Source organism: Magnetospirillum gryphiswaldense MSR-1 v2 (assembly GCF_000513295.1).
Classification (GTDB): Bacteria; Pseudomonadota; Alphaproteobacteria; order Rhodospirillales; family Magnetospirillaceae; genus Magnetospirillum; species Magnetospirillum gryphiswaldense.
Window position 1 is genome coordinate 3,655,646 of the sequence record NC_023065.1, and the last position, 15,119, is coordinate 3,670,764.

Annotated in this window: 11 protein-coding genes; 6 read left to right on the top strand and 5 right to left on the bottom strand. The window is 64.9% G+C overall.

Annotated elements, in window-relative coordinates; genetic code table 11:
* Positions 1-33: 33 nt before the first annotated feature.
* Positions 34-300, top strand: coding sequence for a glutaredoxin 3 (grxC, locus tag MGMSRV2_RS17565; protein WP_024081720.1), 267 nt, complete (start codon positions 34-36; stop codon positions 298-300).
* Complete coding sequence (locus tag MGMSRV2_RS17570; RefSeq protein WP_024081721.1) at positions 300-1,136, top strand: carbon-nitrogen hydrolase family protein; 837 nt, start codon at positions 300-302, stop codon at positions 1,134-1,136. Before grxC ends, MGMSRV2_RS17570 begins: the two co-directional genes overlap by 1 nt.
* On the opposite strand, the gene MGMSRV2_RS17575 is transcribed toward MGMSRV2_RS17570, so the two are convergent.
* Positions 1,126-1,656, bottom strand: coding sequence for a class I SAM-dependent methyltransferase (locus tag MGMSRV2_RS17575; protein WP_024081722.1), 531 nt, complete (start codon positions 1,654-1,656; stop codon positions 1,126-1,128). The two genes, MGMSRV2_RS17570 and MGMSRV2_RS17575, sit on opposite strands and share 11 nt — an antisense overlap.
* A gap of 31 nt (positions 1,657-1,687) precedes the next feature.
* Between MGMSRV2_RS17575 and MGMSRV2_RS17580 the strand changes: the two genes are divergently transcribed.
* Positions 1,688-2,101 (top strand): DUF1178 family protein, encoded by a 414-nt coding sequence (locus tag MGMSRV2_RS17580; RefSeq protein ID WP_024081723.1) that lies wholly within the window; start codon positions 1,688-1,690, stop codon positions 2,099-2,101.
* A 106-nt stretch (positions 2,102-2,207) separates the two neighbouring features.
* On the opposite strand, the gene MGMSRV2_RS17585 is transcribed toward MGMSRV2_RS17580, so the two are convergent.
* Entirely contained in the window at positions 2,208-4,058 is a 1,851-nt protein-coding gene (locus MGMSRV2_RS17585; RefSeq protein ID WP_024081724.1) for an ABCB family ABC transporter ATP-binding protein/permease, read from the bottom strand.
* A 97-nt stretch (positions 4,059-4,155) separates the two neighbouring features.
* Between MGMSRV2_RS17585 and MGMSRV2_RS17590 the strand changes: the two genes are divergently transcribed.
* Together MGMSRV2_RS17590 and MGMSRV2_RS17595 are read left to right on the top strand one after the other, a co-directional pair.
* Positions 4,156-5,457, top strand: coding sequence for a pentapeptide repeat-containing protein (locus MGMSRV2_RS17590; protein ID WP_024081725.1), 1,302 nt, complete (start codon positions 4,156-4,158; stop codon positions 5,455-5,457).
* A 79-nt stretch (positions 5,458-5,536) separates the two neighbouring features.
* A complete protein-coding gene (locus MGMSRV2_RS17595; protein WP_024081726.1) occupies positions 5,537-7,231 on the top strand; it encodes a sensor histidine kinase in 1,695 nt (564 codons plus the stop codon).
* Between the two features lie 10 nt (positions 7,232-7,241).
* On the opposite strand, the gene MGMSRV2_RS17600 is transcribed toward MGMSRV2_RS17595, so the two are convergent.
* From MGMSRV2_RS17600 to MGMSRV2_RS17610, 3 genes are read right to left on the bottom strand one after another with little or no spacing between them, the layout of a single operon-like run.
* Positions 7,242-9,047 (bottom strand): aminopeptidase P family protein, encoded by a 1,806-nt coding sequence (locus MGMSRV2_RS17600; RefSeq protein ID WP_024081727.1) that lies wholly within the window; start codon positions 9,045-9,047, stop codon positions 7,242-7,244.
* A complete protein-coding gene (locus MGMSRV2_RS17605) occupies positions 9,044-9,544 on the bottom strand; it encodes a prolyl-tRNA synthetase associated domain-containing protein (RefSeq protein ID WP_024081728.1) in 501 nt (166 codons plus the stop codon). The genes MGMSRV2_RS17600 and MGMSRV2_RS17605 overlap by 4 nt, the downstream gene beginning before the upstream one ends.
* A gap of 47 nt (positions 9,545-9,591) precedes the next feature.
* A complete protein-coding gene (locus MGMSRV2_RS17610) occupies positions 9,592-11,286 on the bottom strand; it encodes a methyl-accepting chemotaxis protein (RefSeq protein WP_024081729.1) in 1,695 nt (564 codons plus the stop codon).
* Between the two features lie 189 nt (positions 11,287-11,475).
* Here MGMSRV2_RS17610 and MGMSRV2_RS17615 point away from each other — a divergent pair, with 189 nt between their 5' ends.
* The gene (locus MGMSRV2_RS17615; RefSeq protein WP_024081730.1) at positions 11,476-15,105 is read left to right on the top strand and encodes a hydantoinase B/oxoprolinase family protein; all 3,630 of its coding nucleotides are present in this window, start codon (positions 11,476-11,478) and stop codon (positions 15,103-15,105) included.
* Positions 15,106-15,119 lie beyond the last annotated feature (14 nt).

A 15,119-nucleotide genomic window follows, 5' to 3' on the forward strand; every position in this document is an offset into this window, starting at 1 on the left:
TATATTGGGGGGATCGTGCAGACGGAGTATTTCATGGCCCAGGTTGAAATCTATACCACCCAGACCTGCCCCTATTGCATCCGCGCCAAGCGGCTGCTGACCACCAAGGGGGTGGCATTCCAGGAATACGACGTCTCCAGCGACCCGGATTTGCGCGCCGCCATGACCGCGCGCGCCCATGGCGGTCGCACCGTGCCGCAAATCTTCATCAACGGCGAACATGTGGGCGGCTGCGACGACCTGCATTCGCTCGATGGCGCCGGCGAGCTGGATGTCCTGCTGGCGAAAGAACCCGCGTGATGATCGGCGACACCTTCAAGGCCGCCTGTCTGCAGGTCAATGCCGGCACCGACATGACCCAGAACATCGATGCCGCCGCCCGGCTGGCGGTGGAGGCCCGCGCCGCCGGGGCCGAGTTGATCCTGATGCCGGAAAACGTCGCCATGATGGAATGGGGGCGCACCAACATCGTCATGAAGGCGCAGGCCGAGGCCGAGCATCAGGCCCTGGCCGCTTTCCGCGAAATCGCCAAGGAACTGGGCTGCTTCCTGCATACCGGCACCTTGCATGTGCTGCTCGACGGCGGCATGGTCGCCAACCGCTCCTATGTCATCGACAAGAACGGCCTGATCCTGGGCCGCTACGACAAGATCCATATGTTCGATGTCGATCTGGGCGGCGGCGAAAGCTATCGCGAATCGGCCACCTTCACTCCGGGCGACCGCGCCACCATGGTGCGGCTGCCCTGGGGCCGGCTGGGACTATCGGTGTGCTATGATCTGCGCTTCCCGCACCTTTACCGCGCCTATGCCAATGCCGGTGCCCATTTCCTGGCGGTGCCGGCGGCGTTCACCCGCACCACCGGGCGGGCCCATTGGCATGTGCTGCTGCGGGCGCGGGCGATCGAGACCGGCTGCTACGTCTTTGCTCCGGCGCAATGCGGCACCCATGCCAACAACCGCGAAACCTATGGTCACGCCCTGATCGTGTCGCCGTGGGGGGAAATCCTGGCCGATGGCTTGGAACAGCCCGGTTTCGTCATGGCCGAGATCGATGTGCGCAAGGTCGACGACGCCCGCAAGAAAATCCCCTGCCTCGATCACGACCGCGCCTTCATCGCCCCGGTCAGGGATTAAGCGGGCGCGGATTGGGGGCGTTGGTGGCGCAGATACGCTGGATCACCGACGCCCCGTCGATGCCGTGTTCATAGGCGATGACGGTCAGTTCGGCGCAGGCATGCAATAACTCGCCCGCTTGCAGCAGGTGGTCGGGATTGCGCGGACGGCCAAAGGCCTCGTTGCCCTGGGCGAAGGTTTCATAGATCAGTACGCCGCCGGGTTCGAGGGCGGCGAGCAGCGGCGCGAACAGGGGCCGCCACAGGTAATTGGTGACGACGATGCCGGCGAACACCCGGCCCGCCAACGGCCAGGGGCTGCCGTCTTCCAGATCGGCGCTGATCAACTCGGCCCCGTGGGCGAGATGGGCCTGGGTGATGTCGCGGTCGAGGGCGGTGACCGCATGGCCCCGATCCAGCAACAGCCGGGCATGGCGCCCGCCGCCCGAGGCCAGGTCCAGCACCGCGCCGCCGGGCGCGATCAGCGGGGCGAAACGGGCAACCCAGGATGAAGGCTTGGCAATGGCCGGATTGTTGCCCATATAGTCGGTCCTGTTGCAAGGTTGGACGACCATGATCCTGTTTCAGTTGCGCTGCTGCAAGGACCATCATTTCGACGGCTGGTTCCGCGATAACGCTGCCTTTGACGCCCAGCGCGCCGCCGGCCACATCACCTGCCCGATCTGCGGTGACGCAGAGGTGGAAAAAGCGATCATGGCGCCGCGCTTGAACCGGGCCACCGGGCAGGCGCTGGACGTCCCCGACATGGCGCGGGCCATGCGCCAAGCCTTGGGCGAATTGCGCAAATCGGTGGAAGAGAATTGCGATTACGTCGGCGAACGTTTCCCCGAGGAAGCGCGCAAGATCCATTACGGCGAAACCGAAACCCGCGCCATTTATGGCGAGGCGAGCAGCGAACAGGCCGACGAACTGGCCGAGGAAGGCATCACCTTCCAGCGCATCCCCTGGGTGCCGGGGGAAAATTAGAGCATTTTCGCGCGAAGCGTGGATATGCCATAAGCCGGAGCGGCCCGTCACGGGCCACTTTTGAAATCTAGACCAGTTTCCGCTTTAGCTGAAACCGGTCTAGAGCTTAAGCCCCCACCAGTTCGGTCTCCAGCCGCTGTTGCAGCAAGGCGGCTTCCTGCTGCTTGCGCCACATATCGGCATAGCGGCCATCCATCGCGATCAGCTCGGCGTGGCGACCGCGTTCGGCGATGTGGCCTTTATCGAGGACGATGATCTCGTCGGCATCGACTACCGTGGACAGGCGGTGGGCGATGACGATGGTGGTGCGGTCCTTGGACACGTCGCGCAAACTGGCCTGGATTTCTTTTTCCGTGTGGGTATCAAGCGCGCTGGTGGCCTCGTCGAACAGCAAGATGGCCGGCGCCTTCAAGATGGTGCGGGCGATGGCGACGCGTTGCTTTTCGCCGCCCGACAGTTTCAAACCGCGTTCGCCGACGCGGGTGTCATAGCCCTCGGGCAGCGAGATGACGAAATCGTGGATACGGGCCAGCCTGGCCGCCTGCTCGATTTCGTCCTGGCTGGCGCCGGGGCGACCATAGGCGATGTTGTAGCGGATGGTGTCGTTGAACAGCACGGTATCTTGGGGGACGATGCCGATGGCGGCGCGCAAAGATGATTGCGTCACTGTGCGGATGTCCTGGCCGTCGATGGCGATGCCCCCACCGGTGACATCGTAGAAGCGGAACAGCAGGCGCGAGATGGTGCTTTTGCCGGCGCCCGACGGCCCGACGATGGCCACACTTTTGCCCGCCGGCACGGTGAAGCCGATGCCGTTCAGGATCGGACGCGCGGGGTCGTAGGCGAAATGGACGTCGTCGAAACGCACTTCGCCGCCCGTCACCCGCAGCTCTTGGGCGTCGTCATTGTCCTTGATCTCGGCGTTTTCGCCCAGCAGGCGGAACATGGCTTCCATGTCGGTCAGCGATTGCTTGATCTCGCGGTAGACGAAGCCCAGGAAGTTCAAGGGCAGGTAAAGCTGCACCAGATAGGCGTTGACCAGGACGAAATCGCCCAAGGTCAGACTGCCTTTCACCACGCCATCGGCGGCCATCAGCATCACCGCGGTCAGGCCGACGGCGATGATGGCGCCCTGGCCCATGTTCAGCATGGCCAGGCTGACCTTGCTTTTCACTGCCGCCTGTTCATAGCGGGCCAGCGACTGGTCGTAGCGTGCTGCCTCGTGCGCTTCGTTGCCGAAATATTTGACCGTCTCGAAGTTCAACAGCGAATCGACGGCCTTGGTGCTGGCCTGCTGGTCGGTTTCGTTCATGGCACGGCGGAATTTGGTCCGCCATTCCGTCACCCCCAGCGTATAGGCGATGTAGATGGCGATGGTGCCGAAGGTGACCAGGGCGAAGCGGGAATCGTACAGGCTCCACAACACCACGGTGACCATGCCGATTTCCAGCAATGTCGGCAGGATGTTGAACAGCATGAAGTTGAGCAGGAACTCGATGCCCTTGGTGCCGCGTTCGATGGACCGCGATACCCCGCCGGTCTGGCGGTCCAGGTGGAAACGCAGCGCCAATCCGTGCAGATGGCGGAACACGCGCAGGCCGACGGCGCGGATGGCGCCCTGGCCGACGCGGGCGAAGGCGATGTCGCGGGCTTCGGAAAATACCCCCGACAGGATGCGGGCGCCGCCATAGGCCAGCAGCAGCAGGACCGGCACGGCGATCATGGCCTGCTGGGGGGTGATGGTCAGGGCGTCCACCGTCTGCTTGTAGATCAACGGCACCAACACGGTGATGACCTTGGCCAGGGCGAGAAAGCCCAAGGCGGCGACCACGCGGGCGCGCAGGCCGGTTTCCCCCGGCGGCCACAGATAGGGCAGCAGGGCGCGGATGGTGGACAGGTCGTTCCGCCGGCCCGATTGGGGATTGCGGAAGTAATTGGAGGGGTCTCGGCGTCGCATGGCCTTTAAGATGGGGCATGAAAAAAATTGTGCAACAGCGCACTAACGCACAGGGGCCGCCATTGCCCCCGGTTTTCCCCATGTTTATTGTGGGCGCATGCGTCACCCCACCATGCTCCATAGCGGCGATATCGACTGGAAGACCGTGCGCGTGCTGTTGTTCAGCCGCGACGACGGGTTTCGGTTCCTGGTGCGCCAGACCTTCCGCAAGTTGAACGTGCGCGAGATACTGTCCACCAGTGTCTCCGCCGACGCCACGCCGATGATGGGGCAGGGGCCGGACATCGCCCTGTTGGACCCCGAAGGCGATCTGGATATGGCGCAAGCCTTCCTGCAACGGGTGCGCGCCGCCGATGCCGACATGCCGGTCTTGCTGATCGGGGCCAATACCGACAAGGAGATGCTGGCCCGCTTCCTGCCCCTGGGGCTGGAAGGGGTGGTGCCCAGGCGGGTGTCGGGGCATGAACTGACCCACCGGGTCAGCGACGCCATGAAGAATCCCACACGCATGCCGGTGCCGGCGATCAAGCCGGTGGCCGCCCTGGACCGACCGGTGACCCCGCCGCCGCCGCCGGTTCCAACGGTGATGGCGGGACCGGCGGCCAGGGTCGCCGCCCCGGCCCAGCCACGCCCGGTCGCCGAACCCAAACAAGCACCGCCGCCACGTCCGTCCGCTTACGTGCCGCCGCAACCACAGGCGGCCAGGATCGGCGGTCGTCTCGACGATGACGACATCCTGGTAACGCAAGCCGTGGCCAAGCGCGATTACGCCCTGGTCGACGATGCCGACGACGAAGCCCGAAGACTGGCGGAAAAGCGCAAGAAACGCTGGCTGGAAGAGTTGGCGCGCGAAGGCAAGAAGCCGAAAAAAGGCAAGGATGTCGCCACCCTCGACGTGACCGCCATCGTTGCCGCCCATGCCTTGTGGCTGCACTCCAAAGGGGCCGAGGGTCAACGGGCGGTGTTCAACAAGATGGATCTGGGCGGAGCCGATCTGTCGGGGGCCATCCTGGCCAATGCCTCCTTCCGCGAGGCCGACCTGTCCGACGCCTTCATGGCCGAATCACGGTTGGACGGTGCCGATTTCCGCTATGCCGTGCTGGGTGCCGCGCAATTGGGCGGCGCCAATCTGGGGGTGGCGCAACTGCGCCATGCCGATATGCGCCTCGCCAATCTGGAAGGGGCGCAATTGCGTGGCGCCGACCTGTCCGGGGCCCGCCTGTCCGGGGCCAAGTTGTCCGGCGCCGATTTCGCCGGTGCCACCTTGATGGGGTGCGACCTGTCCCAGGCTGACCTGTCCAAGGTGGAAAACCTGACCCAGAGCCAGGTGGAAAAAACCCTGTGCTCGCTGGAAACTCGTTTACCACCCGGCCTGTCGCGCCCGGTCAAGGATAGTTGATATAACAGTCATATAAGTGTGCAAAAGCCGTCCGGTTGCGGCTATGCTGCGCAGGGAGAGGCATACAGGGGGAGTTTCCGTGGCACCAGTGGACGCCTTGCGTCTGCGACGGGTGATTGTGACCTATGCCATCCTGGCCATGGTCACCGTCGGTATCGTCGTCGCCATTCTGGCCATCACGCCTTTGGCCTTGCGCCTGCGGGAAGACGCGCTGGCGGCGTTGCGGCACGAACTGACGCTCAAGGTCATGGCCGGCGGCGAGGTGGTGGCGCGGGCGGTCAATCTGGCGCAGCAGGTGACCAGTCGCACGGTGATCCGGCAGAAGCTGGAAAGCTATAACCAGGGCGAAACCGGCCTGGACGAATTGCGGACCTTCACCGCCGACAAGCTGGGCGATGCCCTGAACCTGTCCCCCGATCTGCTGGGTATCATCCGTTTCGCCGCCGACGGCGAGAAAGTGGCGGTGTTGGGCAAGGTCGCGGGGGCGGAAAACATGAGGCCGCTGACGGCGGCACGCTTGCATCTTTCCCTGGCCCAAGGGGGCGACGGCCCGGTCCTGGTGGTGGCGGCGCCCATCATGGGACGCGGCGGCGTGCTGGTCGGGACCGATCTGGTGGTGGTGTCCGGCCAATCCCTGCATGCGGTGGTGGACGAAGTGCGGGCCTTGCGCGGACGCACCAAGGCGGCGCTGGTCGATCCGACGGCGTCCACACGGGTGATCCTGACGTCCCATGATGATTTTGCCCTGGATACCGCCGGGACAGGTCTGGTCGGTCTGGCCCTGGAGCGCGGGCAGGTGCAGATGGAGGAACACGACGGTGTGGTCCTGGCCGCCGCAGCCTTGCCCGGTACCCGTTGGGTGCTGCTGCTGCGGTTGCCGGCGGGGGAAGCCACCGCGGCGGTGGACACCTTGCTGCTGTGGGTGATGGTCGCCGCCGGAATCGTCATCGCCTTGGGGGTGTGGGGGTTGCGCTGGCTGTTGCAGCCCTTGACCGGCGCCTTCATCGTCCATTCCGCCGATATGACCCGGCAGATCGCCGAATTGCGGCAGGCACAAAGCGAATTGGCGGCGAAAAGCCACGATCTGGCCCTGTCCAACGCCGAATTGCAGGAATACGCCTATGCGGCGTCGCACGATTTGCAAGAACCGGTGCGCACCATCATCGGCTTCGCCCAGTTGCTGGAGCGGCGCTATCGCGGCCAGATGGGGCCGGAAGCCGACGAGTTCATCGCCTTTATCGTCGAGGGGGCGGAACGCATGCGCCGCCAGATCAACGATCTGTTGTCCTATGCCCGCCTGGGCCGGGGCGAGCCGGTGCAGGAAATCGTCGACATGGACAAGGTGGCAGCCGAGGCGGTTCAGGCCTTGGCGGCGGCTATCGCCAGCAGCGGCGCAATGGTCGAGATCGAGCCTTTGCCCATGGTCAAGGGTGGGCGCGATGCTCTGTCCCGCTTATTGCAAAACCTGATGGCCAATGGCCTGAAATTCACCAAGCCCGGTGAGGTGGCGCATATCCGGGTCAGCGCCATGGAGGGCAGCGATCCCAACTGGGCCGAATTTATCGTCCGGGATCACGGTATCGGCATTGCCCCCGAATATCACGATCGTATTTTCCGTATGTTCGAGCGCCTACACCCACGCGGCCAATACGAAGGCAGCGGTATCGGGCTGGCCATTTGCCGCAAGGTGGTGGAAATGCATGGCGGGCGCATCTGGGTCGAGTCACAATTGGGCGAAGGCACCGCCTTCCACTTCCTGCTGCCCAAGGCCTAGCCTTACGGCTCTAGCAGATCGGTGCTGTCGCCCATTGCAACCATGCCCGCACGTCGTCCTCGACCAAGGGGGCGATGTCGTCATACACGCGGGCGTGATAGGTATCGATCCAGGCCTGTTCGGTCGTATCCAGCAACGCCACATCCATGAGACGACGATCGATGGGGACCAGGGTCAAGGTCTCGAAGCCCAGCAACGGGCGTTCGCCGCCCGTCGGCACCGGGCGCTCCTCTACCGCCACCAGGGCTTCGATGCGGATGCCGTAGGCGCCGGTCTTGTAATAACCGGGCTCGTTCGACACGATCATGCCGGCGCGCAGCGGCACCGCCCCGGTTCCCACCTTGGAAATACGCTGCGGCCCTTCATGCACCGACAGATACGAGCCGACGCCGTGGCCGGTGCCGTGGTCGTAATCCAGGCCATGGCGCCACAAGGCCTGGCGGGCCAGCACGTCCAATTGGCTGCCGGTGGTGCCTTCGGGGAAAATGGCGGTGGCGATGGCGATGTGCCCTTTCAGCACCAGGGTGAAGCGGGTTCGCTGCTCGGCCGATGGCGTACCCACGGCGATGGTGCGGGTGACATCGGTGGTGCCATCCTGATACTGGGCACCGGAATCCAGCAGGAACAACTGGCCGGGCAGCAATCGGCGGTTGGTGGCCGGGGAGGAGCGATAGTGAACGATGGCCCCATTGGGGCCGGCCCCGGCGATAGTGGGAAACGATAGGCCGCGAAACCGGTCGCCCCGAGCGCGAAACGCGTACAGGCGCTCGGCGGCCTGCACTTCATCCATTTCGTCCTGGCCATCGAGCCAGGCGAGAAAGCGCACCATGGCGACACCGTCGCGCAGATGGGCGGCACGGCTGCCGGCCAGTTCCACCGGATTCTTGCAGGCCTTGGCCAAGGCGCAGGGGTCAAGGCCCATGTCGACACTGGCGCCGCTGTCCCGCAATGCCTGTACGACCGCCGCCGGCACCGTTGATTTATCAACGCGGATACGTCCCCGCGTCCGCCCCAGACACGGCAGGAAATCCGCCGGTCGCATCAGTCGCATCCCGTCGCCCAAATGGGCGACCAGCGCATCATCGGTCTTGGCCGGTTCCATGAACAGATCGACCGTACCGTCGGCCTGGACAAGAGCGAACGACAGGGGCAGCGGCACATAAGCGACGTCGTCACCGCGAATGTTCAACAGCCAGGCGACCGAGGCCGGGTCGGACAGAACTGCCCCGTCCAGCCGCTCGGCCCGCAGCGAATCGGACAGCGCCAACCGCTTTTCCGCCGAATTCCGTCCGGCGAAAGCCAGCGGTTGCGCCACCACCGGGCGGCACGGCGGCGGCGGACGGTCGCGCCATACCGCGTCCAGTGGATTGGTGTCGCAGCCCACCAACTCAGCCCCGGTGCGCTCGCACACCAGACGCAGCGCCTCGGCCTGATCGGCGGTGTGCAGCCAGGGATCAAAGCCCAGACGGTCGCCCCGATTCAGCGCCTCGTCCAGCCATCGGGTCATGGGCTGATCGACCATGTGGCGGATTTCAAACGAGGCTTTGTCGACCTCGTGCTCCACCTGCAAGGTATAGCGGCCGTCGACGAAAATGGCGGCACGGTCCGCCAGCACCACCGCCATGCCGGCAGAACCGGTGAAGCCGGTCAGCCAGGCCAGACGCTGGGCCGAGGCCGGCACGTATTCCCCCTGGTGCTCGTCGGCGCGTGGAATGATGAAACCGGTCAGCCCGCGCGCTGCCAGTTCGGCCCGAAGCGCCTGAATACGCTCCGGCCCTGCCGGACCGGCGATCATCTCTTCGGGGGCCATATTCATGCGTTCTCCTGCAAATTCACCACCTCGGCCGCGTGCCCGGTATGGGTCAGGAAGCGGCGCAAGCCATCGCTGGTGATGGTGGTGGTCATATGGTTACGCAAGGGGTGATAATTCAAAAGCGGCTGGGCCATCATCCAGGCATCCAGAACCGGGGTGACGCGGCGCTCGCAATCGTTGATCAGGGCGAACGGCGTCACCGAACCGGGTTCCACCCCCAGCACCTGCTCCAGCAATTCGCCGGAACCGAAGGACAGCCGGGCGGCGCCGATGCGCTTGGGCAGGCTTTTCAGATCGACGCGCACATGGGCGGGGGCGACCACCAGCCACAATCTGCCCTTGCCGTCCTTCAAGAACAGGTTCTTGCAATGGATGCCGGGAATGTCGCCCCAGACCTCGTTGCCCTGCTCGACGGTGAAGGCGGGGGCGTGATGGTGGGTGGTGACCGCGATTTCCAGGCGGTCGAAGCAGGCGAACAGATCGTCAGGGCTGGCGGGCACGGCGGGGCAAGTCCCTTGTTGGTCCTGCCCCGCCTTTTACCACGGTCTTAGGCCGCCCGCACCTCCGACAGGAAGCGGTCGACGGCGCAGGTCAACTGGCCGGCTTCATCCGACAGGTTTTGCGCCTGATCCAGCAGATTGCCGGCCGAGCGACCGGTTTCGCCGGCCCCCTGGCGAACGCCGACCACATTGTCGGACACGTGTTGGGTGCCTTGGGCCGCCTGCTGGGTATTGCGCGAGATTTCCTGGGTGGCGGCACCCTGTTGCTCGATGGCGGCGGCGATGGAACCGGAAATTTCGTTGATCTCGGCGATCACATGGCCGATTTCACCGATGGCCTTGACGGCGTCGCCGGTGGCCACCTGCACCGCCTGCACCTGCGAGACGATTTCCTCGGTCGCCTTGGCGGTCTGGTTGGCCAGATTTTTGACCTCGCCGGCCACCACGGCGAAGCCTTTACCGGCGTCACCGGCCCGTGCCGCCTCGATGGTGGCGTTCAAGGCCAACAGATTGGTCTGGCTGGCGATGGTGTTGATCATGCCGACCACCTGACCGATGCGACCGGCGGCTTCCGACAGGCCGCGGACGATGTCGTTGGTGCGCTGGGCCGCTTCCACCGCATTTTGCGCGATGGAGGCGGAACGATGCACCTGACCGGAAATTTCCTGGATCGAGGCCGACAATTCCTCGGTGGCGACGGCGACGGTCTGCACGTTGGAGGTGGCCTGCTCGGCGGCGGCGGCCACCGCCTGCGACTTCTCCGCGGTGTCCTCGGCATTGTCGCTCATGGCCTGGGCCGTGCCTTTCAGCGCCTGGGCCGATTGGCCGACCATGTTGACCACATGTTTGACCGAGGTCTCGAAATCGCTGGCCATCTTCAAGCGCATGGCCCGACGCTCGTCCTCGGTCCGGCGCTCGGTCTCGGCCCGTTCCTCTTCCATGCGGCGCATGGATTGGGCGTTTTCCTTGAACACCTGGATGGAATGGGCCATGGCGCCGATTTCCGCCCCTTTGTCCAGATCGGGAATGGTGACGTCGAGGCGGCCATGGGTCAGTTCGTTCATGGTGGCGGTCAGCCGCTTCAGCGGATTGCTGATGGAGCGGGCGATCAGCACCACCGCCGCAATCAGCAGCACGATGCCGATGGCGGTCTGCACGCCGCGCGCGATGGCGCGATCACGCACCGCCAGGGCGACGTCGTCCACATAGACGCCCGAGCCGATCAGCCAGTTCCAGCCGGGCACCCCCTTGACGTAGGAAACCTTGGGCACCGGGGTTTCGGAACCGGGTTTGGGCCACATGTACTCGACCACGCCTTCGCCCTTGGCGCGAACCACGTCGACCATCTCCTTGAAGAACAGCTTGCCGGTGGGATCCTTGAGGCCGAACAGCTCCTTACCGTCCAGCTTGGGATTGGTCGGATGCATGACCATCAAACCGTCCAGACTGTTGATCCACACATATTCGGTGCCGTCGTAACGCATTGCCTTGATGGCGCCGATTGCCGCCGCCTGCGCCTGCTCGCGGGTCATCTCCCCCTTATCCGCCAGCGCGGAGAAATTGGCCACCACGCCGCTAGCCGCTTCGATGACGCTGCGCACCTTGGCCTGACGCGCCTGCATGGTGTCAGTGGAAAGCTGGCTGATCTCGGTGAGGAAGGCGATACCGAAACCGACCATGGTCAGCCCAACGATCACCCACAGCCGGACCGCGATGGTGAGGGAATGAAGCAATTTAGACATGGCGGCCCCCGCGCTGACATACCTTGGTACTAATTATCTTAACCATACTCTTTGACTGGATTTTTGCCATAACTCAGAGGGATATCCGCTCTGCACTGTTGCTCAGGCAGGCATGCGACAAAGGGCGCAAGCACCTTTCGTCTCGGTTGAAGCTGGGGTAGCATCACCCTTCTTGGTCAAGGAGTTCCCATGGGCGGCTGGCAATTCTGGATCGACCGCGGCGGCACGTTCACCGACATCGTCGCCCGTGATCCCGAAGGCACGCTGTCGACGCTGAAACTGTTGTCGGAAAATCCAGGCCATTATGCCGACGCCGCCATCGCCGGCATCCGCCGCCTGTTGGGGGTGGCGGACGGCGAGACCATTCCGGCCGACCGGGTGGCGGCGGTGAAGATGGGCACCACGGTGGCCACCAACGCTTTGTTGGAGCGCAAGGGCGAGCCCACCGCCCTGGTCATCACCAAGGGCTTTGCCGATGCTCTGCGCATCGGCCAGCAGAACCGCCCTGATCTGTTCGCCCGCGCCATCCGTTTGCCCGAGATGCTGTACAGCCGCATCCTTGAGGTGGACGAACGGGTGAGCGCGCAAGGTCAGGTGCTCCGCCCGCTGGACGAGGCGGGCGCCCTGGCCGGCCTGAGCGCCCTGCATGAAGCTGGCTTTCGCTCGGTCGCCATCGTGTTGTTGCACGGCTATCGCTTCACCGACCATGAACGGCTGCTAGGCCGCATGGCCCGCGATATCGGCTTCACCCAGATCAGCCTGTCGCACGAGGCCAGCCCGTTGATGAAGCTGGTCGGGCGTGGCGACACCACCGTCGCCGATGCCTATCTGTCGCCGATCCTGCGCCGCTATGTCGACCGGGTGGCTTCAGAACTGGAATGCAGCCGGTTGATGTTCATGCAAAGCTCGGGCGGGCTGGCCAATGCCCAGCGCTTCCAGGGCAAGGATGCCATCTTGTCGGGGCCGGCGGGCGGTGTGGTCGGCGGCGTCGTCACCAGCGCCGAGGCCGGCTTCGACCGCCTGATCGGCTTCGACATGGGCGGTACCTCCACCGATGTCTGGCATTATGACGGCGCCTATGAACGCAGTTTCGACACCATGGTCGCCGGTATCCGGGTGCGGGCGCCGATCATGGACATCCACACCGTTGCCGCCGGTGGCGGCTCGATCCTGAGCTATGACGGCACCCGTTGCCGTGTCGGCCCCCATTCCGCCGGCGCCGATCCCGGCCCCGCCTGTTATCGTAAGGGCGGGCCACTGACCGTCACCGATTGCAACGTGCTGCTGGGCAAGATCCAGCCCGACCACTTCCCCCATGTCTTCGGCTCTGGCGGCAACCAGCCCTTGGATGTGCAGGCGGTGCGAGACGGTTTTGCCCGTCTTGCCGCCCGCATGGGCTGCGGTCCCGAACAGGTGGCCGAAGGTTTCCTGGCCATCGCCGTCGCCAACATGGCCAATGCGGTCAAGCAGGTCAGCGTGGCGCGCGGCCACGATGTCGGTCGCCATGCCCTGGCCTGTTTCGGCGGTGCCGGCGGCCAGCACGCCTGTCTGGTCGCCGATGCGCTGGCCATGGACCATGTCGTCCTGCACCCGCTGGCCGGGGTGCTGTCGGCCTATGGCATGGGGTTGGCCGATCTGCGGGTGCTGAAGGAAAAGGCGCTGGAAATCGGCTTGGACGAGGCGGCCATGCCGACGCTCAACCGGGCCATGGCCGACATCGAGGCCATGGCCCGCTGCGAGTTGGAACGCCAAGGAATCGAGCGCCTGGACATGAGCGCCAGCCGCAGCGTCAAGATCAAATACCAAGGCTCGGATACCGCCCTTGAGGTCGCCTTCGGCGATCTGGACGGCTTGCGGCAAGACTTTGCCGCCGCCCATCGCGCCCGCTTCGGCTTTGATCAACCGGGCCGGGCCCTGGTGGCGGAATCGGTATCCATCGAAGTGGCCGGCGGCGGCGAACCTGCGGCCCTGCCCGATCTGCCCACCGCCATCGGCCCCGCCCCGGTTGGGGAAAGCGTGCGTCTGTACAGCCAAGGCCGATGGTGCGAGGCCGGCGTCTACCAACGCCACGACCTGCGCCCCGGTCACCGGATCGACGGCCCGGCCGTCATCGTCGAGAGCACCGCCACCACGGTGGTGGAACCGGGCTGGCAGGGCCATATCCGGCCCCAGGGCCATCTGGTGCTGCACCGGGTGGCGCCGCGCCCGCAAGCTTTTGCTGCCGGTACTCGCGCCGACCCGGTGATGCTGGAAATCTTCAACAACCTGTTCATGAGCGTGGCCGAGCAGATGGGGGCGGTGCTGGCCAACACCGCGCACTCGGTCAATATCAAAGAGCGGCTGGATTTTTCTTGCGCCGTTTTCGACGCGGATGGCGGGCTGGTGGCCAATGCGCCGCATATCCCGGTGCATCTGGGCTCCATGGGTGATTCGGTGCGCACCATCTTGCGCGCGCGCGGCGCCAGCATGCGGGCCGGCGATGCCTTCGTCCTCAATTCCCCCTATAACGGCGGCACCCACCTGCCCGATATCACCGTCATCACGCCGGTCTTCGTCGACGGCCAGCCTTTGTTCTTCGTCGCCTCGCGCGGGCATCACGCCGATATCGGCGGCATCACGCCGGGCTCCATGCCGCCCAATTCCACCTCCATCCATGACGAAGGCGTGCTGATCGACGATTTCGTCCTGGTCGAGCAAGGCCGCTTCCGCCAAGTGGAAATCGAGGATTTGCTGCGCTCGGGTCCGCATCCGGCCCGCAACATTGCCCAGAACATCGCCGATCTCCAGGCTCAGCTTGCCGCCAACGAAAAGGGGACGACCGAACTGGTCCGCCTGTGCCGCCAATACGGTACCGACACCGTGCGCGCCTATATGGGCCATGTGCAGGCCAATGCGGAAGAGGCGGTGCGCGGCGCCGTCGCCAGCTTGCACGACGGCGGTTTCCAGGTGGAAATGGACGATGGCGCCATCATCCGCGTCGCCATCACCATCGACCGGACGACGCGCTCGGCCCGCATCGACTTCACCGGCACCAGTCCCCAGCGCCGCGGTAATGCCAACGCCCCCAAATCCATCACCATGGCGGCGGTGCTTTACGTGTTCCGCTCGATCGTTGACGATTCCATTCCGCTCAACCAGGGCTGCCTGAAGCCCCTGGACATCATCATTCCCGAAGGCTCGCTGCTGGCACCCTTGCCGCCGGCGGCGGTGGTCGCCGGCAACGTGGAAACCAGTCAGGCCCTGGTCGATTGCCTGATGGCGGCGTTGGGGGTGATGGCGGCCAGCCAGGGCACCATGAACAACCTGACCTTTGGCGACGATGCCCGCCAATATTATGAAACCATCTGCGGCGGTGCCGGTGCCGGTCCGGGCTTTGACGGGGCCAGCGCGGTGCAGACCCACATGACCAATTCACGCCTAACCGACCCCGAGGTGCTGGAATGGCGCTTCCCGGTTCTGGTGGACGGCTTCGCCATCCGCCGTGGTTCGGGCGGGGCGGGGCAATGGCACGGCGGTGACGGCGTGGTCCGGCGGCTGAAATTCCTGGAACCGATGAGTGCCGCCATCCTGTCCAACCGCCGCCGCATTGCCCCCTTCGGCCTGCAGGGCGGCGGCGACGGCCAGCGCGGGCTCAACCGGGTGGAGCGGGCGGACGGGTCGGTGGAAGACCTGCCCGGCACGGCTCAAATCCAGGTCGAGGCCGGCGACGTGCTGGTGGTGGAAACCCCTGGCGGCGGCGGGTTCAATCCGTTACCCGTGAAAAAGTCCCTCGCTTCGCTCAGTGTACTTTTTCCCGTTGATTTAAAAGGAGAAAAATAGGCTTGGGACGGCCC

Coding starts and splice junctions, on each gene's coding strand:
- grxC (WP_024081720.1), top strand. CDS start 34: ATGGCCCAGGTTGAAATCTATACCACCCAGACCTGCCCCTATTGCATC.
- MGMSRV2_RS17570 (WP_024081721.1), top strand. CDS start 300: ATGATCGGCGACACCTTCAAGGCCGCCTGTCTGCAGGTCAATGCCGGC.
- MGMSRV2_RS17575 (WP_024081722.1), bottom strand. CDS start 1,656: ATGGGCAACAATCCGGCCATTGCCAAGCCTTCATCCTGGGTTGCCCGT.
- MGMSRV2_RS17580 (WP_024081723.1), top strand. CDS start 1,688: ATGATCCTGTTTCAGTTGCGCTGCTGCAAGGACCATCATTTCGACGGC.
- MGMSRV2_RS17585 (WP_024081724.1), bottom strand. CDS start 4,058: ATGCGACGCCGAGACCCCTCCAATTACTTCCGCAATCCCCAATCGGGC.
- MGMSRV2_RS17590 (WP_024081725.1), top strand. CDS start 4,156: ATGCGTCACCCCACCATGCTCCATAGCGGCGATATCGACTGGAAGACC.
- MGMSRV2_RS17600 (WP_024081727.1), bottom strand. CDS start 9,047: ATGAATATGGCCCCCGAAGAGATGATCGCCGGTCCGGCAGGGCCGGAG.
- MGMSRV2_RS17610 (WP_024081729.1), bottom strand. CDS start 11,286: ATGTCTAAATTGCTTCATTCCCTCACCATCGCGGTCCGGCTGTGGGTG.
- MGMSRV2_RS17615 (WP_024081730.1), top strand. CDS start 11,476: ATGGGCGGCTGGCAATTCTGGATCGACCGCGGCGGCACGTTCACCGAC.